We start from the raw sequence: 21,930 nt of genomic DNA on the forward strand, positions 1-21,930 counted from the left end.
TCTAGCCGACGAGCTACGCCTCGTCGGACTTTGCACGGATGGCTGAGCCAAACTCTGCCGACCCGACGGACCGCGAATATTCAGGACAACGGAATGACCACGTTAATAGTCGGAGCAAGCGGCGCGACCGGGCAGCTGCTGGTCGAGCAACTGCTCCAGCGCGATCAGCAAGTGCGAGCGATCGTTCGCTCGCCGCAATCGATGCCCAGCAGGCTCGTCGAGTCTCCCAGACTAACTCTGATCCAAGCCAACCTGCTCGAGTTGAGCAGCGACCAACTGGCCGGGCATCTCGCTGGGTGCGACGCGGTTGCCTCCTGTTTGGGCCATCGCCTGTCGTTCGGTGGCATCTTTGGGCCGCCTTATCGGCTGGTAACCGAAGCAGTGCGCCGATCATGCCAGGCCATCAAGGCGAACGCCGCGCCGCGTCCGGTGAAGTTCGTCCTGATGAACACGACCGGCAATCGGAATCGCGATCAGGACGTGCCGCGCTCGGTCGCTGAAGAGTGTGTGATCGGCGCGCTACGGCTTTTGGTTCCTCCGCACGCCGATAACGAGCAGGCAGCGGAGTTTCTGAAGACCGAGATCGGCCCCGGAGACGCAGCCATCGAATGGGCGGTCGTCCGGCCCGACGCGTTGACCAACGACGAACAAGTGACCCGCTACGACCTGCATCCATCGCCCATCCGCAGCGCCATCTTCAATGCAGGCAAGACCAGCCGCGTGAACGTCGCGCACTTCATGGCCGAACTCATTACCAAGCAGGAAACGTGGGACGACTGGAAGGGCCAGATGCCGGTAATCTACAATACGGAGTGATCGAGTCGCCGGCGAGTTGCGCTGCGACCGATTGAGTCCACCCACCTCGCGCCCGAACCCACTATGCTGCAAATTGTCGAACTATTGGCCGTGATCTCGGGCGCCATCTACGGTGTTCTGCTCGCGCGGCAGCACAAGATGGACTTTGTGGGTGTGTTCAGCCTGGCGTTCATTGTCGCGTTCGGCGGTGGTACGCTCCGCGACCTGTTTCTCGATCGTCACCCGCTGTTCTGGATTCGCGAGAGCCACTACCCGATCATCGTATTCGGCATCGCGATCGCCGCGTTCTTCATTCTGAAGGTGCCGAAGTATTCCGAACGGCTGCTCAACCTGCCCGACGCGTTGGGGCTCGGATTCTTCAGCATTGCGGGCGCCGACGCGGCGCTCGACGAGGGCACCTCGTGGTTCATTGCTGCGATGCTCGGCGCCGTGACCGGAACGTTCGGTGGCGTGATTGGTGACACCATCTGCAATCGCATTCCCAGCCTGTTTCACCCGTCGACACCGTTGTACGCGACGTGCTCGTTTGTCGGCTCGTGGGTGTTCATCCTGCTGAGCCAGTGGCCCGTGACCGAAAAGCTGGCCGCGCCGGTTGCCATCACGCTGATTGTCCTGTTCCGCCTGGCAGCGCTGCAACGCGGATGGAAGCTGCCAGCACTAGCGGCGGATGCGGTAGACGGAGCCGAAGCTCGCGACGATTGAATCGTAATCCAACGACGAGCCGCCACAGCACTTTGTCTCTAAGTAGCCAATCGCAGGCGCCCGGAGAGACACACATAGCCCAGCAGTACCAAGGCCGCCACCGCTTCAATGAGGATGAACAAGTTGATTCTAAACGATACTTGCCACGGGGGAGCAATCAGATAGTGGCCCAATACAAGCAGGCTCATGACCGAGTAGGCAGCCAGCGTCACGCGACTGAGCGTGAACCAATTCTGTTTGTAGTACCAATACCCAAAAACAGCGAATGGTGTCATCACGAACCAGAACAGGTCGATGATGCAAGGGTTCAACCAAGTTGGTTCCGGATACTCTGAGAAATAGCAAATGTTGTCGACGTAGTGCAGAATGGATGCCAGTACGTTTACGACTACAAGTGCCAGCAGAGTTCTCGGGTGGAACAGGAAGGTCATCGTCGGGTTGTGTCTCTTTTTGTGTAGGCCGTATGGCTACGTTTGAAGTGGTCGTGTAGGAATTGACGGCCGACGCATTGTAACGATTCCTCCCCAGGCCCCTCAAGCGTTGTAGGACAGTCGTTACGTCGTTCGCTTACCGCGGCGCCACCGCCGCACGGCGACAATCACCAACACGGGAATGGCCAGCGCCACGACGAACTGCAGCCAGGCGCTCATCATCATGATTTTGTGAACCAGCCCGCTATGCTGCTCGTTGGTGGTCGGCAGTTGGCCCGTGTACTGGGCCACGTGATGCAGGAAGCTCACCGCCAGCGATCCGTCGGGAATCTCCTGATGGCACGCCAGGCAGGTGCCCTCGCGGCTGATGTGCAGTTGCTCGGCGCGGTTAAAGGCGCGCGACAATTGGAAATGGTGGCCCACGGTCGCCACTTGGTTGCCTTGTTCGTCGACAATCTGCGACCAATCGTGGCTCAGATTCTTCACCGGCTCCATCTGCGGCTGGTATTTGTCAGGCAATATCTTGCCTTCGACGGTTTCCAGATCGACGATGTGCTGCTCGTCCCACGGTCGCGTGCCGGGAATGCCAAGGCCGAGCGCCTTGCGCGACGCGTGGCACGACTCGCAAGTGCGGGCGTTCTTGGTGGTGGTGTGCGGCTGCGTGGGGCTCATGTCGATCGCCAGTTGCCCCTCCTCGCTACGTTCAAGTCCGGGATCGGTCGTATAGATGTGATTAAGCAGAATCGGCTTGCCATCCTCACCGATGATCGTGACCGAAGGCTGGCAACCCGGCGCGAGCGGGGTGACGCGCCCCTCGCCGTTGATGCCGAGCATCGGCTCTTCCCACCGCAGGTACGATCTCTGCTCGAACACCTTGCCGGGAATGATGGTGTCGTAACCTTTTTCGCCACGGTCGCTCTGGTGCTCGGGCTCTTCATGCTTCCGCCCCGCGGCCACCCAGTCGAAGCCTTCCATCGACTCGTTGCACTCAGGACACTTGTCCTTCTGCGAGTAGTCGATCTTCACGTGGCAGCCATAGCACTGGGGTGTCCAACTCGAGTGGCAGGTGTAGCATTCCATGCGGTCGAGGTGCTTCGACACGCCCTGCATGGCGACAAGTCCTCGCTCGCTGATCGCCTCTTCCTCGATCAGCTTCTTAAGTGGTTTCAGTTTCAGGTCCTTGCCGGCGGCGGTGTGAACGATCACTTCGTCGCCGTCCCGCACGACGTTCTCGTACGGGTTGCCCCTGGCGGTGCGCAAGTAGCCGTCGCGCGGTTCATGCACGTGACCCTGCAACGTGTGAGGAAGTTGCTCCTCGGCCACACCCCGCGGCGTGCCTTCGGCCGGCTTCATGGCAAACTCGTCCATGAAACCCAGCGGCAACTCCCAAGGATACTTGTCCGGCGTGCCATGGCAGTCGGCGCACTCAATCTGCACCGACGCCAGGTTGGCCGCGGCGAGAAAGCCATCGCTGTGCACGTCGATCGAAGTGTGGCAATCCTGGCAGGTCATGCCCTTCTGGTAATGGACGTCCTGCTCCATGGCGATGTAGTGCTTGGTATGCAACGCCGGCTGGGGACCGCCATCGGCGGCGAACGGAGAGTGGTACGGCGTTTCCATCAAACCCTGAAACGACACGCCGATTCGCTTACCCCGATCGTGGCACGTGGTGCAAGTCTCCACAGGGATGCCACTGTAAGTGGTATCGTGCACGGTGACCTTCGCTTCGCGAGTGCCCTGGATCGAGTGCACCAGCATGTGCCCGGTGGCCGACTTGTCGATCGTCGGGTCGCCACCCTCGTAGAAGCCTTCGTTGCTGTACGGCGTGTGGCATGAGGAACATCCGATGCCACGGAAGTCGCCGCGAGTCTGTCGCCCTTTCACCGCGTGGTGGCAACGCTGACACTCCTGGCGAATGTAGGTGAACGCCGCCAGCGTGGTGTCTTCCTGCAGTCGTTCGAGTTCATCCACGTTCAGCGCGTCGGGCAGCGGCTCGTGCGAGTCGACAAATACGTTGGGCTCAATCTGTTTGAGCTGCTCCATGTACTGCCGATACTCTTCGGTGCCCAAACGGGCCTGCGGGTCATCGGGGTTCTGCACGGCGTAGTTGGCCCAGCGATGCTTGTAGCCGGTCATCGAGCCGAACGCCCAGCACACGCCCTGGATCTTGCCCGCCTCGGTCATCATCAAGCTGGTCCACTGCACGTCGACGTGCTTTTGGTGGCACTGGCCGCACGTATGCTGATTGATCCACGGACTGCCTGGCGCGGGATAAAAATCGGTGGCATCCTCTCCGCCATGCGCGACGACCTTGTCTTCGGTCTCGTTGGGATTACCTCCGTGGCACACCACGCAGCCAGCCGGATCGCCCAGCTCACGCCCCCGCTCCATGATCTGCTGCATCATCTGCGAATCGGGCTCGCGAATCAGTTCAATGCCCGCATGGCACTTCATGCAGCCGGAGTTTGCCGCCTCGGGAAAGTGCTTCAACAGCGGATCGGCACCACGAGCCGCCTGCCAGTTGACTGTAACTAGCAGCAGCGCAGTTGAAACTCGCGAGAGAAAAGGCATTAATCCGCGCACAGCGTATTGAGTAGGAGCACCAGATTGAGTCCGGGCATTGTAGCGTAGAATGGTCGTGTACGATACGCTTGAGGGTGTTCAGCACACTGCTCGGTAAAGAAGAGATTCTCGCCATTCGAGCTGCCATAGCCGACGAGCTACGCCTCGTCGGTTGAAGCACCCATAGGACTCCCATGAGCGACGACAACCGTTCGAAGTTCCGCTTCCGGTTCTCGCTGCGGACATTGCTCATCGCGATGGTGGCGTTCGTCATTGGCTTTGCCACCCGCAATGTCGTGGAGGGGCTTCGTCCCTTCGCCATGCAGTTCAGCATTCCCGCTTCGACCACCCCGGTGGCGCCGGGCGAAACGTTAATCGTGGAGTTGGGAGGAGCCCCAGACTTGAGCCGAACGGTCACCGTGCAGGCAGATAGCACCATCAAGCTGCCGTTGGTCGGGACCGTCGATGTGGCGGAGCAGGATGTGAGCCAGGTCGAGGCTACTCTGAACAAAGAGTACGGAAAATTCTATGTAACGCCTGGCGTGGAGGTATTTCGTGAAGAGAACTACGCGCGACCGAATTAGATGAGCATGCTTCCTTAATCAGTGCAGCCTAAAGTGGCTTCGCTCGAAACGCGGATTAGGTCCCAGTGGCGTCTTCGACATGCACGACCAATAGCTCCTCGGCATCCTGACCACGTTTCGATCGTCCGCATAGACCGATCACGACGTCGCTGGCATCCTCGCCCACTTCGTCGGGGCCGATGTAGGTGAGAATGTCGTTATGATGGCAAGTGACAACCCAGCCAGGTTCGTCTTGCAGGTTGACTACCGAGAAGTCCCCCGCTGGACCGCCCGCATACACAGGGCCCCACTCTTTCATCAACTCGATGGCTTGCTCCCGTAGGGAATCAACGGCTTCGACGAAGATGACGCAGGTCCCGTTCTCGAACAGAACCCAGGACTTGCCCTCGCCGAGGATAATCCGGCGCCAGATATCTACCTGCGACATCTCGACCTCTATTCATTTGGTCCACGCAATAAATTACTTCGGAATAGACTCTATGGTTTCGGATCGTACTCTGGATGTCTCGGATCAGTCTTTGGTATTAGGACGCAGGAAATGTGCTCGGGGCCAAACTCGACAAGGTCGCCAGGTGAGAGTGCGTCCGACGATACGGGCATCGAATCGAGGACGCCACGGTAGCAGGTGGCTGTCACTGTTTCGATAGTGACCCACATCTTTTCGCACATGATATCTTTGACATCTGAGTCAGAAACTTCCATGAGGAACAGCAATTGGACACGTCTTCCTGCTTGCAGGGATTCACGTTCCTCGCGGCCGGGGATATGGAAAGAATCAGGGGCGAGAGCATGCCGTTGCTCGGCACTCTCAAGTTCCCAACCAACCGATTCAAGTGAAGACATGCAAATTTTCCGTGAGCAAGTAGTTTTCTTCCACACCGCCGATTCTACTGTTCCTCGTCAGATTCCTGCAAGTTTTAACGCTTTGGTTAGCCAACACGGTTTTTACCCGCTCAAAAAATTCTTCCGCACTATCCCCATTCGTATAGTACGTTTTAGATAGGCCCGCGGCATGGAAGTGTCGGCGGCAGATGGTGGTCGCCGGAGCCTGCAACTTATCTCCAAGCGGACATTGGGTCCGCCCTATACTTCCTCCTCAAGCCGAAAGCCTCCCATGTTCGCCGCAACACATTGCGGTAGGAAGCCCTCGGTACGTTCGGCCGTCGCCGCCACGGAACTGGCTATCTGCCTGCCACTCGTCGCGATGCTGCTCCTGGCTTCGATCGAGGCCTGCGGCATGGTCTACTTGAGCCACAGTCTGACGATCGCCAGCTACGAAGGCGCTCGGGTGGCGATCAACTACGACTCGACCACTCCCGCAGTGACTGCGAAGTGCAACGAGATGATCACCGCCCGACGCGTGGAAGATGGCCAGATCGACATTACGCCCCCCGACGTGGCCGCGGTGCCGCGCGGCCAAACGATCACCGTGACCGTTAGCGCGCCGTGCGACTCGAACGCCCTGATCCCGCCTTGGTTCTTCGGCGGCAACACGTTGTCGTCCAGCACTGTAATGGTCAAGGAGTAGTGACCCCCTCCCCCTCAAAAGCGACTCTCCCCCTTGGAGGCCCCAGCCATGATTACTTCTCCCATTTCGCGACACTCGAATGTTGGTTCCTCGCGACCCGGCACTCGCAGAGGGGTGGTCGTCGTGCTGGTCTGCTTCTTGATGATTGCACTATTGGCGTGCGTCGTGTTTTCGGTCGACGTGGCCTACTTGCAGCTCACACGCACCAAACTTCGCGCGGCTACCGACGCGGCGGCTCGCGCCGCTGGCGAGGCGCTCTCCCGCGAGCAGAACCTCGACGCCTCGCGACAAGCGGCCATCGATATCGCCCAGCTCAACTACGTGGCGGGCGATCCGTTGCTGCTGGACGTCGATGAGGACATCATCTTCGGGCACTCCGAACAGCAAGAGGGTGGCTCCTGGTCGTTCCAGCCCGATGGTGAGCCGATTAACGCGGTTCGCGTATTCGGCCGCCGCACGCGCGACGCACCTTCAGGCAGTGTACCGACGGTGTTTGGCCGCGTGTTCAACGTGCTCGACTTTCAGCCATTGAGCTCAGCAACCGTCGTGAGGCTCGACCGCGACATTTGCATCGTTGTCGACCGCTCGAGTTCGATGAAGCTGTATCTCACCGACACCGCGCCCACGATGTCGACTTCTGATCCGCGATTCTGCAACCCTCCGAATATGAGCCAGAGCCGCTGGGGAGCGTTGTCCCTGGCGTTCGACCGTTTCATCGCGGCCCTTTACACAACGCCGCAGGATGAGTACCTGGCGTTGGCCTCCTACGGCAGTAGTGGTACGTGGTGCAATTATTCGAACAATGTGGCCGACATCAATCAGCAGCTAAGCGAACACTACTCCGACGCCGAGTCGGCCATGTCGTCGCTCTCCAACTCCAAGTTCAACGGTGCGACGAACATCGCCGAGGGCATTCGCTCGGGCATCGACGCGCTGACGAATCAATCCACTTCGCGTCCCTTCGCCGCCAAGACCATGGTGCTGATGACCGACGGCAACTACACGCAGGGCCAGCGGCCGCGGGATGTGGCGCCAGAGGCTTTGGCGCACGACATCGTGATCCACACGGTGACGTTTGGCGACGGAGCCGACCAGAATGAGATGCGTGCGGTCGCCGCAGCCACCGGCGGCAACTTCTACCATGCTCCCGATGCCGAAACGCTACAAGAAGTATTCGAGGAAATCGCCCTGACGCTGCCGGTGATGTTTACGGAGTAGTCCGTGGCCGATGGACGCGTTGTTGAATTCAGCAGCTACCAAGATGAGGCGGTCTATCCATGAGACGACTATGCCGAAACCGTCGCGGGACGACCACCGTCGAGTTTGCGCTCTGCGCGCCGATCTTGTTCCTCTTTACGTTTGCATCCTTTGAGTACTCCCGTGTCAACTCGCTGCGACAGACTGCCGAGAACGCCGTGTACGAAGGCTGCCGTCGAGGCATCGTGCCGGGGGCGACGGTCGCGGACGTGCAGGCGTCCACTCAATTGGTACTTGACTCGGTGTTTACGCGGAATTCCACGATCGCGGTGACCCCCTCGGTAATCACCGAGGACACCTCGGAGGTCACCGTCGATGTGACTATTCCGCTGGACGACAACTCCTGGGTCTTTCCCAACTTCTTCAAGGGCCGCGAAGTTTCCAGCACCCTGACCCTCGCCCGCGAGCGAGGACTCAACAGCAGCGTGGATTGACGCGGCACAAGGGCGGATTACTGAAAGTCAATAATCTCCCCGTCACCAATCGCCGAAAGTCGCGCGAGGGTGATCGTGTCGGTGTCGTTGTCTACCGGGGCGACGTGGCCATCGAGAAAGACGAACAGGGTTACGCCTGGATGGGGACCGCCGAACGACTCGCGCGGCTTCTGGCCTTCACCCGGTTGGATCTCCTGGCCGTCGCTCCGCAGCCCGTGAGGTGGCACGCCGAGGATCGTGTCGGGATTGTCCGAGGCAAAAAACGCGGTGTCGCCTTGCCAGTAATGCTCGCCCACGGGTGGATCTTCGATTGGCTCGGGGATGTGACGCTCGCCAATTGCCAAGGTGTTCACCAGACCGTCGATCACGCGCCGGAACTTGATCTTCGAGTAGGTGTAGATCGGCCCCGAAATCTCGGCGATGATTCGCTCGGTCGCAGGGCGTGAGTCGTTGCTTGTGACCGCCATGCCTACCAGTTGCCGATGGCCAGCATTGGAAGCGTAGTCCCCCAGCGCGCCCGAGGCTGGTGCTTGCGTGGGGGCGTCGTCGTTATCAAAGTCGCGATCCGCTTCCGGACGGCGGCGGCTCGGGCAGACGAATACGTCCACCGGTGTTCGCATCGCCGTGGCGTTCAGGTCGCTATCCATTCGCTCGCCTTTGACCAGCGAGTCGAACATCGTCTGCTGCTCGAGCATCGGCAGCAATTGAAACGCCCACGACTGCCCGAACTGGCGTGTTTCGTTTCGCCCCGACGGCAGCACGCCTTTCTGGTCGTGGTGCATCTGCAGCGCGAGCCCGATCTGTTTGGTCTGATTCGTGCATTGCGTTCGACGCGCCGACTCGCGTGCCGCTTGCACCGCGGGCAACAACAGGGCGACTAAGATTCCAATGATGGCGATGACCACCAACAACTCAACCAGCGTGAAACCACGCAACCTGGCATGCATGCCTTGCATAGCGCACCTCATGTAACTTGGAAGGAGGGGTGCCGCGGGCGGACGCCCACAGCGGCGGGATGCGCTGATCATAAGGGACTCGCTGCCGAGAAGCAAAAAATTTCTCGCCATACGACTGGTACTATTGTCGCACAGCGCACGGAAGCAAAATCTCTGCGCAAAAGCAGCTTACGCAGACTATCTTGATTGCCAAGAACAGTTTCTATGTTGGTGTTGAAACTGTTCTAGTGAGGCATGGACCTTGTCAAAGCCATCGACCGTCGAAGCCACTTAGTCCTTATTTTCATAGCGATTCGCATTGTATCCATTGGACGTGGCGTGCGATGTGTGGCCGGTGTACAATGCTTGTATGACGCGTGCTACCATTACCACTGAGCAGGCTGCGGCACTTGTAGCGAGTGGCGGTGGCCCCGTTTTTCTAGTCGACGAGACCGGCAAGGAGATGCAAGTTGCCATGGTGCGAGTCGAATTTCTCCGGCCACTGCTAGGGGCCGATATCAGTGAAGGCGACGTCAGCGAGACTTACGCAGCTCAACAAGCTGCGATCACGCCGATATGGGATGATCCCATGCTTGATGAGTACACCAGCGACGATGGAACACCCGTTGACTGATGCCCCTAGCCCGCGGTGATGTAGTTCTGGTGCAGTTCCCGTTTTCGTCGGGAAGCGGTTCTAAGCTAAGGCCCGCGTTGGTGGTTCAATCTGACAAGAACAATCAGCGTTTGAAGAACGTGATCCTTGCGCCTTTGACGACAACTACGCATCGAAGCGGCGAGGCGACCCAATACGTAGTGGATGCTGGCACGCCGGTTGGAAAGGCGGCCGGCGTTCGGCATACGTCCGTAGTGACCTGTGAGAACTTGATGACCGTTGAGCAGTCGCTAATCAGCCGACGCTTGGGGGCGTTGCCGCCACCAGCAATGCTCGAAGTGGACAAGTGTCTCAAGTCTGCTCTGGCTTTGGCTTAGAGTCGAGCTGCCGAAAGCATCACCCTCTCACGCCTAAGAATGAATCGCCCCGCTGGTCACTGCCATGCAGGCCTCTTTCAGCACTTCCGCCAGCGTTGGGTGGGCGTGGCAGGCGCGGGCGACGTCTTCGCTGCTGGCACTGAACGCCATCGCGGTGGCCGCTTCGGCAATCAGGTCGCCTGCTCGCGGGCCGATGATGTGCACGCCCAACAGGCGGTCGGTCTTGGCATCGGCCAGCACCTTTACGAAGCCATCGGTTTGGTTCAGCGCTTTCGCGCGGCCGTTGGCCATGAACGAGAACTTGCCCTTGCGGTACTCAATGCCTTCTTCGGTAAGTTGTTCTTCGGTCTTGCCGACCGAGGCAATCTCGGGATGCGTGTAGGCGACGCTGGGAATCGCGTTGTAGTCGACGTGGCTATGGCCCGTGGCGATCTCCTCGACGCAGGCGATACCTTCCTCCTCAGCCTTGTGGGCAAGCATTGGGCCTTCGATCACGTCGCCAATGGCGTAAACACCGTCGGCGGTGGTCTTGAAGTCGGCGGAGACCGGAATGCGGCCCCGCTTGTCGACCTGGATGCCCACCGACTCGAGCCCCAGCCCGTCGGTCATCGGCACGCGGCCAGTGCAGAGCAGCACCTTGTTGCACTCGATAGGGTCCTGGCCATCGATCTCCACTCGAGCGTGCTTCTTCTTGCTCGACGCTCCCGTGACGCGGCAACCGAGATGGAACTCGATGCCCTGCTTCTTGAATAGCTTCAGCGCCGCCGCAGCCACCTCGTTGTCGGTGCCTGGCATGATGCGATCGAGATACTCGAGGACCGTGACCCGCGAACCAAGCCGCCGCCACACGGAGCCCAGTTCCAGCCCAATCACTCCGCCGCCGATCACCACGAGGTGATCGGGCACTTTGCTGTAGCTGAGCGCCTCGGTGCTGGTTCCAATCCGCTCGCCGTCGGGCTCCACGCCGGGCAGGCGGGCCACTTTGCTGCCGGTGGCGATCAGGATGTGAGTCGCGGTGAGCGTTTGCTCGCCTTCGGCCGAAGCCACCACCACCTGGCCCGGTCCGGCGAGCCGTCCCCGTCCCTGATAGTGCGTGATCTTGTTTTTCTTAAACAGCCCGGCGATGCCTTTGGTGAGTCCGTCGACCACTCGCTTCTTGCGCTGCATCATCGCGTCGAGGTCGAGCGACATCTTGTCGATCATGATGCCGTGCTTGTCGAAGCTGTGCTTAGCTTCTTCGTAGAGTTCGCTCGATTCCAGCAGGGCCTTACTCGGAATGCAGCCTACGCGCAAGCAGGTTCCACCCAGCGCCGATTCCTTCTCGATGCATGCGACGTTCATCCCCAACTGAGCCGCGCGAATCGCCGCCACATAACCGCCGGGGCCGGCGCCGATAACAATGAGGTCGTGAGAATTCATTTTAAGTAGGTGAGTAAGTGAGTAGGTGAGTAAGTTGTGGGCGAGACTTACTCACCTACTCACCTACTCACAAATGGCTGGGGCGAAGCCATCCATTTGTAGGACGGTTGGTCTGCGAGAACCCTAAATCTCAATCAAAATCCGAGCGGGTTCTTCGATGGCTTCCTTGATTTCACGCAAGAATGTGACTGCCTCGCGGCCGTCGACGATGCGATGGTCGTACGTCAGGGCGAGGTACATCATGGGGCGGATGACCACCTCGCCGTTGATGGCCACCGGGCGTTCCTGGATGCTGTGCATGCCGAGCACACCGCTTTGCGGCGGATTAACGATCGGCGTGGAGAGCAGAGATCCGTAGACGCCGCCGTTGCTGATGGTGAACGTGCCGCCCAGCATTTCGTCGATCTTCAAAGCATTGCTGCGGGCGCGGACACCGTAGTCGGCGATGGTGTTCTCGATTTCGGCAAATCCCAATCGATCGGCGTCGCGAAGGATAGGTACAACCAAGCCCTTTTCGGTGCCGATGGCGATGCCGATGTCGAAATAGTTATGGTACACCAACTCGTCGCCATCGATGCTGGCGTTCAGCTCAGGGCAATTCTTCAACGCTTCGACCACCGCTTTGACGAAGAACGCCATGAAGCCGAGCTTCACGCCGTGCTTCTTCTGGAACGCCTCGCCATGCTCTTTGCGAAGCTCTTTCACTGCAGTGAGGTCGGCTTCGTTAAACGTGGTGAGCAGGGCCGCGTTGTGTTGAGCTTCGACCAGCCGCGAAGCAATGCGGCGGCGGAGCGGCGACATCGGCTTCCGCTCCTCGCGCTCGCCTGAGCCGCGACTCGGGGCCGCCGAGGGCGGCGCTGGTGCCGGGGCGGGAGTCGCATGCTGCGGCGCGGGTGGCGCGGCGTGCGGCGAGGCAGCGACGTGACGCAGCACGTCTTCCTTCAGCAGTCGGCCGCCAGGGCCAGTGGCTTCGACGTCTTCGGCCGACAGATTGTGCTCGCCCAACAAACGCGCCGCCGAAGGCATCACGCGCGGCGCTGTTTCGACCAAATCGGGATCGTTCGCACCAGGCTGGTCGCGGTGGCCCAGGTGGCCCGACGAGCGTTCGCGGTTCTGCTCGGGCTGCGCGGGTGGGGCTGGCTGCGCTGCAGGGGGCTGCGGCGCGGCCGCCTTGGGTGGCGGGGCGGTTGGCTGTGGAGGAGGAGTCGGCGCAGGTTCAGGGGCGCTCGACGCGGCACTCGGTGCCGCCGAACCGCCGCTGCTCTTGCCGCTGGGATCGATGTAGGCAATCACCTCGCCCACCTCGGCCGACGAGCCGGGGCCTTTGAGGATCTTGGCCAAGGTTCCGGCCGTAGGGGAGGGTGCCTCGAACGTGGCCTTCTCCGACTCGAGCTCGACGAGTTCCTCGTCGCGCTCTACCGGGTCGCCTTCGTTCTTGTGCCATTGGCCGATAACAACCTCGGAGATCGACTCGCCGACTTCCGGAACTCGCAGTTCCTCCATTTCGACGCCAGCAGTATTTGCCATGATATATCGGTTAGTAAGTGAGTAAGTGTAGTGGTGAATATGTCAGTAGGTGAGTAAGTGAGGTGATGGAGCACAGCTTACCACCTATTACTTACTCACCTACTAACCTACTCACCAGTGGTTCGTATTCGCTCGGCAACTTGGGGCGAGGTAGAGCGAGTGGTGGCTCATTCTTCGCCCAAAGCTTCGGCGATCAGCTTGTTTTGCTCCCACACGTGGGCCGAGCGGCTGCCGGTGGCGGGGCTGGCCGAGGCGGGGCGGCAAACGTGGGTCATTGGCAGGCGGCCCAGCAGGTTGTCGCCGTAGTGGCACCGCAGGAATCGCCACGCACCCATGTTCTCGGGCTCTTCCTGCACCCAGATCACCTGCTTGCCGTCCGGGGCGGTCGCCAGGGCCTTCTCTAGTGCTTTCGTCGGCAACGGGTAGAGCTGCTCGACACGCAGAATGGCCACATTCTTATCCAATTCGAGTTCTTCGCGACGCTGGCAAAGCTCATAGTACACCTTGCCGGTACAAAGCAAAATTCGCTCGGCTTTGCTCAAGTCGGGGATTTTTGGATCGGATATCACGCGCTCGAACTGCCCGGTGGCCAGCTCGTCCATCGACGAGGCGCACTCTTTATGGCGCAACAGGCTCTTGGGTGTCATCACCACCAGCGGCTTGCGCCAGTGACGCAGCATCTGTCGCCGCAGCAAGTGGAAAATCTGAGCCGGGCTGGTGGGGTAGACCACCTGCATGTTGTCTTCGGCCGCCAGCAGCAGGAAGCGTTCGAGCCGCGCGCTGGAGTGCTCGGGGCCTTGGCCTTCGAAGCCGTGAGGCAGCATTAGCACCAGGCCGCTGAGTCGACGCCACTTGTCCTCGGCGCTGGCGATGAACTGATCGATCACCACTTGGGCCGCGTTGGCAAAGTCGCCGAACTGGGCTTCCCACATCACCAAAGCGTCGGGCGAGTCGAGGCTGTAGCCGTATTCGAACGCCAGCACGCCGGCTTCCGACAGCGGGCTGTTGAAGATCTCGACCACCGCCTGGTCTTCCGAAAGGTGATTGAGCGGCATGAACGTGGCGCCGTTCTTCACATCGTGCAGCACCGCGTGGCGGTGGCTGAATGTGCCACGTTCGACATCCTGGCCGGTGAGTCGCACCGGATAGCCCTGCGTGGCGAGCGACGCAAACGCGAGCGACTCGGCCGCCGCCCAGTCGAGTGGCACCGATCCATGAGCCATCTCCAACCGGCGATCCATGCCCCGCTTGATCTTGGGATGAACGGTAAATCCATCCGGCACGTAGGTTTGCGCTTCGAGCAACTGCGCGAGCCGCGTGCGGTCGACTCCGGTGTCGATGTCCGGGGCTTCGCTCTCTTTGCCGCCGCGGTAGCCTTTCCACACTTTGCTCAGCATGTCCTGCTGCGGCACGAAGTGTTCGCTGCGGGCCGACGCCAGTTCTCGCTCGAGGTGCGATTGGCGTTCTTCTGCGATTTGCTCGGCTTCCTGGCGGCTCACCCCGCCCAGTTCCAGCAAGTGATCGAGGTAGCCCTTGCGGACGCTCTTGCGCTGTTCGATCGCCTGGTACAGCAGCGGCTGCGTGAACGACGGCTCATCGCCTTCGTTATGACCACGCAGGCGGTAGCAGTACATGTCGATCACGATATCCCGCTGGAACTTGTAGCGGAAGTCCATCGCCAGCCGCAGCACCTGCGCCACCGCTTCGGGATGCTCGCCGTTGACGTGGAAGATGGGTATCTGCAGCAGCTTGGCCACGTCGGTGCAGTAGACGCTACTGCGTCCTTCCTGCGGCGTGGTCGTGAACCCGATCTGGTTGTTCACGATCAGGTGAATCGTTCCGCCCACGGTATAGGCGGGCAGCTCGCTCATGTTGAGCGTCTCTTGCACGACCCCTTCGCCAGCGAACGCGGCGTCGCCATGGATGGTAAGCGTCAGGCCCTTGCGCCGCTCGCGGTCGCCGGTGCGATCCTGCTTGGCCCGCATGCGGCCCATCGCCACGGTGTTCACAAACTCCAAGTGGCTGGGGTTGAAGCAGAGCGACAGGTGGACGTCGCGGCCGTTGGCGGTGCGGCGGTTGCTCGAGTAGCCGAGGTGGTACTTCACGTCGCCGCGGCCGATGTGCTGTTCGCTGTCGAGGTCTTCAAACTCGCGGAAAATCTGGCGCGGGTCCTTGCCGATCACGTTCGCCAGCACGTTCAAACGCCCGCGATGGGCCATCGCCAGCACGATTTCCTCCACGCCGTCGGAGCCGGCGTCTTCGATGGCCATGTCCAACAGCGGAATCAGGCTCTCGGCCCCTTCCAGCGAGAAGCTCTTCGCGCCGAGGAACTTCTTCTGGATGAATTCCTCGAAGATCACAGCGTCGGTCAACTTGCGCAAGATACGCAGCTGCTCGTCGCGGCGCAGATGGATGCGGTTCTCGTTCGACTCCATTCGGTCCTGCAGCCACTGCCGCACCGACAGGTCGTCGATGTGCATGAACTGCGCGCCAATGTACCGGCAGTAGGTGTTACGCAGCCAACCGACGATCTCGCGGAGCGTCCGTTCCTGCGGACCGTAAGAAGTGCGGGTGGAGAACACCCGGTCGTAGTCGGCCTCGGTGAAGCCGTAGTAGGCGGGGTCGAGTTCCGGCGGTTGCGGCCGGGGCTGCTTCAGCGGGTCGAGCCGGGCGATGATGTGCCCGCGGACGCGGTGGTTGCGGATCAGTTGGTCGACGCGTTCTTGCAGGGCGACCAGTTGCACGTCGCCGCGCGCTGGGCGACCTTCGCCACCGACGCGTGGTGCCGTCTTCGATTGGCCCGAGGGCGGGGCCTCCAGCGGCTCGGCGGCGGTCTCCGGCAGTGGGGGTGCCGCGGCTGGAGGAGAGGTCTCCGCCGATGGGGGAGGGGGGCTTACCGGCGACGCCGGGGCGGCGGGCGCACCGTTCGCAGAGCCATTGGTCTCGAGGTCGCCTACGGCCGATCGCCAACCGTTTTCCTGAAAAAACTGCCGCCACTCGGGCGACACATTCTCGGCGTTGGACAAATAGTCGGAATAAATTTGTTCGATGTAGTTCAGGCTCTGACTATTCATCGGTCATGGCGAAATCGCCAACTCGTTCTCTGCCAACAACTTAGCAAAAACGGGCGAACCACCTCTGGTGTGCCCAATGCTTTATTATGCGCCTCGCGGTAGGGGTTAGGCAATCGCGGGCGGAGCGTTTTAGGCGGACTTTCCGGGGAAAATGCCGGCACAACCACAAGCGGCATCGCGCGGATCTGGAAAAACTCATCCGAGCGCGACGTCGCGCGCTCATCTTGTAAGCTAGGAGCATGACCCCCGACCGCCCAACCCGATGGTTCCGCCGCCTCGCACGCTTCCGCCTGCGGACGCTGCTGGCAGTGATGCTGGTCGTCTCGCTGGCATGCGGGTACCTGGGCAAGCACGTGTGGCGGAAGCGGATTGAGCGGCCGATTGTGGAGCGGGTGATCGCGGCGGGAGGGGAAGCATGTTATGAGCATCAGCTTTCCGGCTCTCATCCATTGCCGTTGGGCTTTTGGAAGGAGCCGCCTGGTCCAAAACTACTGCGACACCTATTAGGCGACGATTTCTTCGCGAGTGTCCGCTATGTGGAGCTTAAATCCCCTTGGGCCAGCGACAAAGACGTCGCCGCGATTGTTCCTCTGCCGGCACTGGAGCAAGTATGCCTCTATGGCGACACCTTCACCGACGAATGCGTTGCCGATCTGCTTGCCATTCCACAGCTGCGGAGTTTGACGCTCGCTGGTACATCGCAGTCGCCTTCGGCCTTGGCACAACTCGCTGAGCTTCCCCAACTCGTCCAACTGGAGTTATTCAACAGACGGTTATCGGTCGAGCACGTTGAGAAGCTGGCGCAGTTTGGGCAACTGGAAGGCTTGACTCTCCACGGTCCAGGTAGTGCACCTGCTGAGAGTTATACGGTCTTGGCAGCGCTGAAGAAACTGCGAGTGCTTGAACTGTCGGACATCGAGGTTGCCGAGAATGTTACTCAGCAGATCGGCGACCTGCACTCTCTAACGGATCTCACTTTGGCGAACGCGAGAATTACAGACCGGGGGGTAAAGCATCTTGGAACATTAAACAAGCTTAGGGCTCTCGATTTGACCAAGTCTCCGCTTACGGACGTGGCTGTCGAGTCAATTCTGCAACTTGTAGACCTAGAGGTTCTTTGCATCGCGCAGACTCAAGTGACCGACGAAGGACTGAAAAAGATCGCCCAGCTCGAGAAGCTGCGGTGTTTGGACATCTCGCTCGGCAATGGAATCACGTTGGACGGCGCTCGCAAGTTCCAACGATTGTGTCCCGATTGCGAGATGCAATGCACCGAATGGTATCCCGACGGTACCGGTGCGGAGATCGATCTGGAGACAGGATTACAGAAGACGTTCTAAGCCGAATTCTCTGGAATAGCGACGCGGCGAAGGGCAAGCTAATGGAGAGTTTGATTGCCAGTTGTCCATTGGCTTGCCCTTCGCGGAGATTGGTGATTGCTCACTCGATCCCCATCTGCTCCTGAATCTTTTCGAGCGGCACGCCTTTGGTTTCCGGCATCGCTGTAAGCACCCAAATCAGTTGGCCTACCATGCACACTGCGTAGAAGGCGAAGACCGCTCCGCCGGCGACGTCGGCGATCAAGGGGAACGTCTGGCTGATCGCGGCGGCGAAGATCCAGTGCGTGAAGCTGCCGAACGCCTGGCCGCGGCCGCGGAGGCGGTTGGGGAAGATCTCGCCGATGAACACCCAAATCACCGCGCCTTGCCCCACCGCGTGCGATGCGATGAACGCCAGCAGACTCACCAGCACCACCTGGCTGCCGAGCCCGGTGAAGCTGCCATCGGCGGCCCGCTGCGTGTAGAACGCCCACGCGGTGGCGCCGAGCGTGACGATGTAGCCGATCGAACCGACAATCAATAGCTTGCGGCGGCCGGCGCGATCGATGAGCGCCATGCCGACGATCGTGAACACCAGGTTCACCACGCCCAGGCCCACCGAGTTCATCAGGCCAGCGCTCTCGCCGAAGCCCGCGTACTCGAAGATTCGCCGCGAGTAGTACAGCACCGCGTTGATACCGCTCAGTTGGTTGAACGCAGCGATGGCGAACGCCAGCAGGATGGGTTTGAAGTACTTGGCCTGGAAGAACGGCTCTTCGAGGTTGTGGTGTTCCAGGTCGATCGACTTCTTGATCTCGGCCAACTCGTCGTCGACAGTGCCAGCGGATTGGTCGATGCCAACCTGCTCGAGCACACTACGGGCTTCTTCATCGCGACCTTTTGCAACGAGCCAGCGTGGACTGCGGGGGGTGGAGAACAGCAGCAGGAAGTAGGCAGCCGCCGGCGCGCACTCCACGCCGAACATCCATCGCCACTCGGTAGCGCCAAAGTCGAGACTGGCGATCGCAAGGTTCGACAGGTACGCCAGCAGGATGCCGAGCACGATGTTGAACTGAGTGACCGCCACCAAACGGCCGCGCATCGCAGCCGGGGAGATCTCGGCGATGTACATCGGACTGACCACCGACGCCCCGCCGACCCCCAGTCCGCCGATGAAGCGGAAGAATACCAGCGAGTACCAATCCCACGCCAGGGCGCTGCCCAGTGCGGAGACGAAGAACAGCAGCGCCAGGTAGAACATCACGCCACGTCGGCCCAGCCGATCGGAAGGTTTGGCGACCAGCACCGAACCGACCACCGTGCCAATCAGCGCGCTGGCCATCAAAAAGCCATGCCAGAACTTGCCCCACCAGGCCGACAGGTTGGCCGCTGGCGCGAACAACTCTTCGAGCTGTTGTTCCGCGCCCGAGATGACCACCGTGTCGAATCCAAACAGGAGTCCCCCGAGTGCGGCGACAATGGCGCTGGTGACGAGCGTTCGACTGAGTTGCATGTTGTTTCTTTTTTCTCCAGCGAGCGATGATCGCCCGCGTTGATGAGGTGGGTGCCGCCCTATTAGGATTTCCCCATGGCAATAGCACGTGAGACTTCGTCGGGCGGCTACAAGCCAACGGGCGTGATTGTAGTAGAGTGTAGCGGTAGAAGAAACATCCATCTCACCGTGATTGCCGAACGCGTTTCGAGTGGCGTACAATCGGTAGCTTTACCTCACCCACTGTACAACAAAGAACCTACATGCCACGCCTCATCGAATCTCCCACCCGCATCGAAGCCGTTGGTACGCCGCCGAAAACCATCGAAGAGTTTGTCGGGCGTGTGAACAGCGGTGACTCGAACATCAGCATCGCGCGGATGAAGAGTCCCTCTGGCTGGTCGGAGCCGGGGCAGACGCCGGAGTTTGCTGAGTACACGGTTGTGCTGCGCGGCGAGCTAACCGTCGAAACGCGCGGAGAGACTATTCGGGTGGCGGCGGGGCAGGCGATTGTTACGGAGGCCGGCGAGTGGGTTCGCTACAGCACGCCCGGCGACGAAGGGGCCGAGTACATCGCCGTGTGCCTGCCGGCGTTCTCGCCCGGGACGGTTCGCCGCGACGCTTAATGCTGTATTCCCCGCCGCGTTGCTCGGTTTCTCCGCGACCGGTAGAATGCACGGTTTGGACTGCACCCCGAAGACCGTGTAAGGATATGCCGCGATGTCAGACGAAGTTGCCACGACGCCGAAGTGGACGCAGCTCGAATCGTTGGAGCGGCGCGTGTTAGGGGTGTTGGTCGAAAAAGCCAAAACCACGCCCGACGCTTATCCGCTGACACTCAAGGGACTGATTACCGGCTCGAATCAGAAGAGCAACCGGTTCCCCAAGATGGAGGTGGACGAAGACCGCGTGATGGACGCCATCGAGAACTTGCGCAAGGTTGGCGCGGTGTCGATCATCCAGGGCGACGGGCGAGTGGAGAAGTACCGTCACTTGGCCTACGACTGGCTCGGCGTGTCGAAGGTGGAACTTGCGGTCATGGCCGAGTTGCTGTTGCGCGGCGCGCAGACCATTGGCGAACTCCGTGGCCGCGCCGCGCGGATGGAGCCGATCAAAGGCATGGACGAGCTGGGGCCGCTGCTGGAGAGCTTGCTGCAGAAGTCGCTCGTTGTGTACCTCACCCCGCCAGGACGCGGGGCGGTGGTGACGCACAACCTGTACCAGCCGCGCGAGTTGGACAAGGTGCGCCGCGAACATGGCGTGTCGATGCCTAACGACGGACCAGCGGCCGCGCCGGCCAATCCACCAACGGCAACCACCGTATCGGCGATGCCGGCCGCTCCTGCGGCGAGTGCGCCCCGCGCCCCAGCTCCGGCAGCAGCGCCAAGTGAAGCTTCGTCGTCGGAAGTGACGCGACTTCGTGAGGAACTTCTCGAGTTGAAATCCACATTGAGCGCATTTCGCGATGAAGCCGAGACCAGCATCGCCGAACTACAATCGCAACTGGCGGATCTCAATCGCCAACTCGGCAATTGAAGTATTGGGGGCTCGTTGACCCGACGCCAGGCACGCCAACCGCACGCCTTGGTTCCTATTCCCGCAATAACCCCTTGTTTTGCAGCCGAAAACCAAGGTGGCGGGCGACGTTTGTAGGCTGTTACACTTGGCACGTACCCGGCCGGTGCCGCGCCGGCGTCGAGACGAACCACTTCGATTCACTTCCCCAGGGCTCCGGACACGGGCGATGCTCGAGCGATGGACAACTCGCATCAGCGAAACAGTGCGGCATCGACTGCCGCTGCTGTTGATCGTGTGCTACGCCATCGCGCTGGTGCTGCCAGGTCCAGGTCAGGCGATCCGCAAATGGGAGCTGCCCACCGACTGGCCCGAGATTCTGCGGCCCAGCACATCGCAGTTGCTGGTGGCGGTGCTCCTGTTCCTGGCAGCGCTCGGCGTGGAGATCCGCCGCGTGCCTCGAGTGTTCCGCCAACCCGCGCTGTTGGTCTCGACGCTGTCGGCAGTGTGGCTCACGCCGGCGGCGGTGATCTTGCTCGCGTGGTGGACGATGCCAATGGTGGTCGACTCGGATACTGCATCGACTTTGCTCGTGGGGTTTGCCTTGGTAGCTTCGATGCCAGTCGCCAACTCAGCTGCTGCATGGACACAGCAGTCGCGCGGCGAGTTGCCCTGGGCGCTGGCGCTGGTGGTGCTGTCGATCGTGGTCTGCCCGTGGATGATTCCGCTGGCGCTCAAGCTGCTGGGGCTCACGTTCTCCGATGCTGAGACGACCAAGCTCGAACAACTCACGGCTAGCTTCACGGGGCTGGAGTTTGTGGTGTGGGTGCTGCTACCAACCGCCTTGGGAGTTGTCATGCGGTGGGCGGTGGGTGCCGAGCGCGTCGCGCAACATCGCCAGGCGGTGCTGCTGACCAGCGCGGGCACACTATTGCTACTAAACTACATCAACGCCGCCAGCGCGCTGCCGCAAATGGAAGACGAGTTCCGCCTGATGTGGCTGGTGATCTGCGTGGTGACCGCGCTGTCGCTGTGCTTTGTCGGCTTGGTGGTCGCGCAACTGTTGGGTCGGATGTTTCGCTCGTCGGGCAGCACGATCACGGCGCTCGACTACGCCCTCACGATGAAGAACACCGGCCTTGCCATCGCGCTGGCGAGCAGCGTGCTGGAAGAGCACGCAATCCTCTTGCTGCCGGTGTTCACCATGACGCTGGTGCAACACTTGTTCGCTGGCGCACTGCACCGCGGCGTGGTGCGGCGCAATGGACCACCGGTCCACGAGTAACGTTTTCCGCCGGTTTTCCGCGACCGTAGCCGCAGCGCGAACCTCCGGCTATCCTGACGT

General features: G+C 60.7%; 21 protein-coding genes. 12 read left to right on the forward strand and 9 right to left on the reverse strand.

Translation table 11 applies throughout. The annotated features are described in order from the left end of the window. Positions 1-93 precede the first annotated feature (93 nt). Both ACQK2L_RS13340 and ACQK2L_RS13345 read left to right on the forward strand, forming a co-directional pair. Positions 94-816, forward strand: coding sequence for an NAD(P)-dependent oxidoreductase (locus ACQK2L_RS13340; protein WP_425397512.1), 723 nt, complete (start codon positions 94-96; stop codon positions 814-816). 63 nt (positions 817-879) lie between these two features. Then, positions 880-1,518: a trimeric intracellular cation channel family protein gene (locus ACQK2L_RS13345; protein ID WP_425397513.1), complete on the forward strand. Its 639-nt coding sequence runs from the start codon at positions 880-882 to the stop codon at positions 1,516-1,518. A 38-nt stretch (positions 1,519-1,556) separates the two neighbouring features. Here ACQK2L_RS13345 and ACQK2L_RS13350 read toward each other — a convergent pair whose 3' ends face one another. Beyond that, positions 1,557-1,949 (reverse strand): hypothetical protein, encoded by a 393-nt coding sequence (locus ACQK2L_RS13350; protein ID WP_425397514.1) that lies wholly within the window; start codon positions 1,947-1,949, stop codon positions 1,557-1,559. Between the two features lie 123 nt (positions 1,950-2,072). After that, positions 2,073-4,520, reverse strand: coding sequence for a multiheme c-type cytochrome (locus ACQK2L_RS13355; RefSeq protein ID WP_425397515.1), 2,448 nt, complete (start codon positions 4,518-4,520; stop codon positions 2,073-2,075). A 185-nt stretch (positions 4,521-4,705) separates the two neighbouring features. On the opposite strand from ACQK2L_RS13355, the gene ACQK2L_RS13360 reads away from it, so the two are divergent. After that, entirely contained in the window at positions 4,706-5,095 is a 390-nt protein-coding gene (locus tag ACQK2L_RS13360) for a polysaccharide biosynthesis/export family protein (RefSeq protein WP_425397516.1), read from the forward strand. 55 nt (positions 5,096-5,150) lie between these two features. Here ACQK2L_RS13360 and ACQK2L_RS13365 read toward each other — a convergent pair whose 3' ends face one another. After that, a complete protein-coding gene (locus ACQK2L_RS13365; protein WP_425397517.1) occupies positions 5,151-5,522 on the reverse strand; it encodes a hypothetical protein in 372 nt (123 codons plus the stop codon). A 50-nt stretch (positions 5,523-5,572) separates the two neighbouring features. Further along, positions 5,573-5,938, reverse strand: coding sequence for a hypothetical protein (locus ACQK2L_RS13370; RefSeq protein WP_425397518.1), 366 nt, complete (start codon positions 5,936-5,938; stop codon positions 5,573-5,575). Between the two features lie 271 nt (positions 5,939-6,209). Here ACQK2L_RS13370 and ACQK2L_RS13375 point away from each other — a divergent pair, with 271 nt between their 5' ends. The 3 genes from ACQK2L_RS13375 to ACQK2L_RS13385 are packed head-to-tail and all read left to right on the forward strand — an operon-like array spanning position 6,210 to position 8,314. Then, positions 6,210-6,623, forward strand: coding sequence for a TadE/TadG family type IV pilus assembly protein (locus tag ACQK2L_RS13375; RefSeq protein WP_425397519.1), 414 nt, complete (start codon positions 6,210-6,212; stop codon positions 6,621-6,623). A 48-nt stretch (positions 6,624-6,671) separates the two neighbouring features. Continuing rightward, positions 6,672-7,841 carry a vWA domain-containing protein gene (locus tag ACQK2L_RS13380; protein ID WP_425397520.1) on the forward strand — a complete coding sequence of 390 codons (1,170 nt, stop codon included), beginning with the start codon at positions 6,672-6,674 and terminating at the stop codon, positions 7,839-7,841. A 59-nt stretch (positions 7,842-7,900) separates the two neighbouring features. Continuing rightward, the gene (locus tag ACQK2L_RS13385) at positions 7,901-8,314 is read left to right on the forward strand and encodes a TadE/TadG family type IV pilus assembly protein (protein ID WP_425397521.1); all 414 of its coding nucleotides are present in this window, start codon (positions 7,901-7,903) and stop codon (positions 8,312-8,314) included. Positions 8,315-8,331: 17 nt separating this feature from the next. Here the strand turns inward: ACQK2L_RS13385 and ACQK2L_RS13390 are convergent, their stop codons facing one another. Beyond that, on the reverse strand, positions 8,332-9,270 hold the full coding sequence (locus tag ACQK2L_RS13390) for a DUF1559 domain-containing protein (protein ID WP_425397522.1): 939 nt from the start codon (positions 9,268-9,270) through the stop codon (positions 8,332-8,334). Between the two features lie 349 nt (positions 9,271-9,619). On the opposite strand from ACQK2L_RS13390, the gene ACQK2L_RS13395 reads away from it, so the two are divergent. Together ACQK2L_RS13395 and ACQK2L_RS13400 are read left to right on the forward strand one after the other, a co-directional pair. After that, positions 9,620-9,883, forward strand: a complete 264-nt coding sequence (locus ACQK2L_RS13395; RefSeq protein ID WP_425397523.1) for a hypothetical protein — start codon at positions 9,620-9,622, stop codon at positions 9,881-9,883. Continuing rightward, the gene (locus tag ACQK2L_RS13400) at positions 9,883-10,239 is read left to right on the forward strand and encodes a type II toxin-antitoxin system PemK/MazF family toxin (RefSeq protein WP_425397524.1); all 357 of its coding nucleotides are present in this window, start codon (positions 9,883-9,885) and stop codon (positions 10,237-10,239) included. The genes ACQK2L_RS13395 and ACQK2L_RS13400 overlap by 1 nt, the downstream gene beginning before the upstream one ends. 33 nt (positions 10,240-10,272) lie before the next feature. Here the strand turns inward: ACQK2L_RS13400 and lpdA are convergent, their stop codons facing one another. The 3 genes from lpdA to ACQK2L_RS13415 form a co-directional block, all read right to left on the reverse strand. Beyond that, positions 10,273-11,658 (reverse strand): dihydrolipoyl dehydrogenase, encoded by a 1,386-nt coding sequence (lpdA, locus tag ACQK2L_RS13405; protein ID WP_425397525.1) that lies wholly within the window; start codon positions 11,656-11,658, stop codon positions 10,273-10,275. A 123-nt stretch (positions 11,659-11,781) separates the two neighbouring features. Further along, on the reverse strand, positions 11,782-13,185 hold the full coding sequence (gene odhB, locus ACQK2L_RS13410) for a 2-oxoglutarate dehydrogenase complex dihydrolipoyllysine-residue succinyltransferase (protein WP_425397526.1): 1,404 nt from the start codon (positions 13,183-13,185) through the stop codon (positions 11,782-11,784). 167 nt (positions 13,186-13,352) lie between these two features. Beyond that, positions 13,353-16,259 carry a 2-oxoglutarate dehydrogenase E1 component gene (locus ACQK2L_RS13415; RefSeq protein ID WP_425397527.1) on the reverse strand — a complete coding sequence of 969 codons (2,907 nt, stop codon included), beginning with the start codon at positions 16,257-16,259 and terminating at the stop codon, positions 13,353-13,355. A gap of 239 nt (positions 16,260-16,498) precedes the next feature. On the opposite strand from ACQK2L_RS13415, the gene ACQK2L_RS13420 reads away from it, so the two are divergent. Continuing rightward, the gene (locus ACQK2L_RS13420; protein WP_425397528.1) at positions 16,499-17,599 is read left to right on the forward strand and encodes a leucine-rich repeat domain-containing protein; all 1,101 of its coding nucleotides are present in this window, start codon (positions 16,499-16,501) and stop codon (positions 17,597-17,599) included. A gap of 100 nt (positions 17,600-17,699) precedes the next feature. Here ACQK2L_RS13420 and ACQK2L_RS13425 read toward each other — a convergent pair whose 3' ends face one another. Then, the gene (locus ACQK2L_RS13425) at positions 17,700-19,091 is read right to left on the reverse strand and encodes a sugar porter family MFS transporter (RefSeq protein WP_425397529.1); all 1,392 of its coding nucleotides are present in this window, start codon (positions 19,089-19,091) and stop codon (positions 17,700-17,702) included. Between the two features lie 242 nt (positions 19,092-19,333). On the opposite strand from ACQK2L_RS13425, the gene ACQK2L_RS13430 reads away from it, so the two are divergent. The 3 genes from ACQK2L_RS13430 to ACQK2L_RS13440 all read left to right on the forward strand — a co-directional run bounded on the left by ACQK2L_RS13430 (position 19,334) and on the right by ACQK2L_RS13440 (position 21,870). Next, positions 19,334-19,696, forward strand: a complete 363-nt coding sequence (locus ACQK2L_RS13430; protein WP_425397530.1) for a cupin domain-containing protein — start codon at positions 19,334-19,336, stop codon at positions 19,694-19,696. A 94-nt stretch (positions 19,697-19,790) separates the two neighbouring features. Next, a complete protein-coding gene (locus tag ACQK2L_RS13435; RefSeq protein WP_425397531.1) occupies positions 19,791-20,606 on the forward strand; it encodes a DUF480 domain-containing protein in 816 nt (271 codons plus the stop codon). A 208-nt stretch (positions 20,607-20,814) separates the two neighbouring features. Further along, the gene (locus ACQK2L_RS13440) at positions 20,815-21,870 is read left to right on the forward strand and encodes a bile acid:sodium symporter family protein (RefSeq protein ID WP_425397532.1); all 1,056 of its coding nucleotides are present in this window, start codon (positions 20,815-20,817) and stop codon (positions 21,868-21,870) included. Positions 21,871-21,930 lie beyond the last annotated feature (60 nt).

The sequence above is a fragment of the Aeoliella sp. genome (genome assembly GCF_965227375.1).
In the GTDB taxonomy this organism is placed as follows: domain Bacteria; phylum Planctomycetota; class Planctomycetia; order Pirellulales; family Lacipirellulaceae; genus Aeoliella.

Bases quoted from the DNA above. Each gene is read 5' to 3' on its own strand.
- ACQK2L_RS13395 (WP_425397523.1), top strand. From the start codon at position 9,620: ATGACGCGTGCTACCATTACCACTGAGCAGGCTGCGGCACTTGTAGCG.
- ACQK2L_RS13380 (WP_425397520.1), top strand. From the start codon at position 6,672: ATGATTACTTCTCCCATTTCGCGACACTCGAATGTTGGTTCCTCGCGA.
- ACQK2L_RS13430 (WP_425397530.1), top strand. From the start codon at position 19,334: ATGCCACGCCTCATCGAATCTCCCACCCGCATCGAAGCCGTTGGTACG.
- ACQK2L_RS13435 (WP_425397531.1), top strand. From the start codon at position 19,791: ATGTCAGACGAAGTTGCCACGACGCCGAAGTGGACGCAGCTCGAATCG.
- ACQK2L_RS13345 (WP_425397513.1), top strand. From the start codon at position 880: ATGCTGCAAATTGTCGAACTATTGGCCGTGATCTCGGGCGCCATCTAC.
- ACQK2L_RS13375 (WP_425397519.1), top strand. From the start codon at position 6,210: ATGTTCGCCGCAACACATTGCGGTAGGAAGCCCTCGGTACGTTCGGCC.
- odhB (WP_425397526.1), bottom strand. From the start codon at position 13,185: ATGGCAAATACTGCTGGCGTCGAAATGGAGGAACTGCGAGTTCCGGAA.
- ACQK2L_RS13385 (WP_425397521.1), top strand. From the start codon at position 7,901: ATGAGACGACTATGCCGAAACCGTCGCGGGACGACCACCGTCGAGTTT.
- ACQK2L_RS13415 (WP_425397527.1), bottom strand. From the start codon at position 16,259: ATGAATAGTCAGAGCCTGAACTACATCGAACAAATTTATTCCGACTAT.
- ACQK2L_RS13425 (WP_425397529.1), bottom strand. From the start codon at position 19,091: ATGCAACTCAGTCGAACGCTCGTCACCAGCGCCATTGTCGCCGCACTC.
- ACQK2L_RS13360 (WP_425397516.1), top strand. From the start codon at position 4,706: ATGAGCGACGACAACCGTTCGAAGTTCCGCTTCCGGTTCTCGCTGCGG.
- ACQK2L_RS13350 (WP_425397514.1), bottom strand. From the start codon at position 1,949: ATGACCTTCCTGTTCCACCCGAGAACTCTGCTGGCACTTGTAGTCGTA.
- ACQK2L_RS13340 (WP_425397512.1), top strand. From the start codon at position 94: ATGACCACGTTAATAGTCGGAGCAAGCGGCGCGACCGGGCAGCTGCTG.
- ACQK2L_RS13365 (WP_425397517.1), bottom strand. From the start codon at position 5,522: ATGTCGCAGGTAGATATCTGGCGCCGGATTATCCTCGGCGAGGGCAAG.
- ACQK2L_RS13390 (WP_425397522.1), bottom strand. From the start codon at position 9,270: ATGCAAGGCATGCATGCCAGGTTGCGTGGTTTCACGCTGGTTGAGTTG.
- ACQK2L_RS13400 (WP_425397524.1), top strand. From the start codon at position 9,883: ATGCCCCTAGCCCGCGGTGATGTAGTTCTGGTGCAGTTCCCGTTTTCG.
- ACQK2L_RS13355 (WP_425397515.1), bottom strand. From the start codon at position 4,520: ATGCCTTTTCTCTCGCGAGTTTCAACTGCGCTGCTGCTAGTTACAGTC.
- lpdA (WP_425397525.1), bottom strand. From the start codon at position 11,658: ATGAATTCTCACGACCTCATTGTTATCGGCGCCGGCCCCGGCGGTTAT.
- ACQK2L_RS13420 (WP_425397528.1), top strand. From the start codon at position 16,499: ATGACCCCCGACCGCCCAACCCGATGGTTCCGCCGCCTCGCACGCTTC.
- ACQK2L_RS13370 (WP_425397518.1), bottom strand. From the start codon at position 5,938: ATGTCTTCACTTGAATCGGTTGGTTGGGAACTTGAGAGTGCCGAGCAA.
- ACQK2L_RS13440 (WP_425397532.1), top strand. From the start codon at position 20,815: ATGCTCGAGCGATGGACAACTCGCATCAGCGAAACAGTGCGGCATCGA.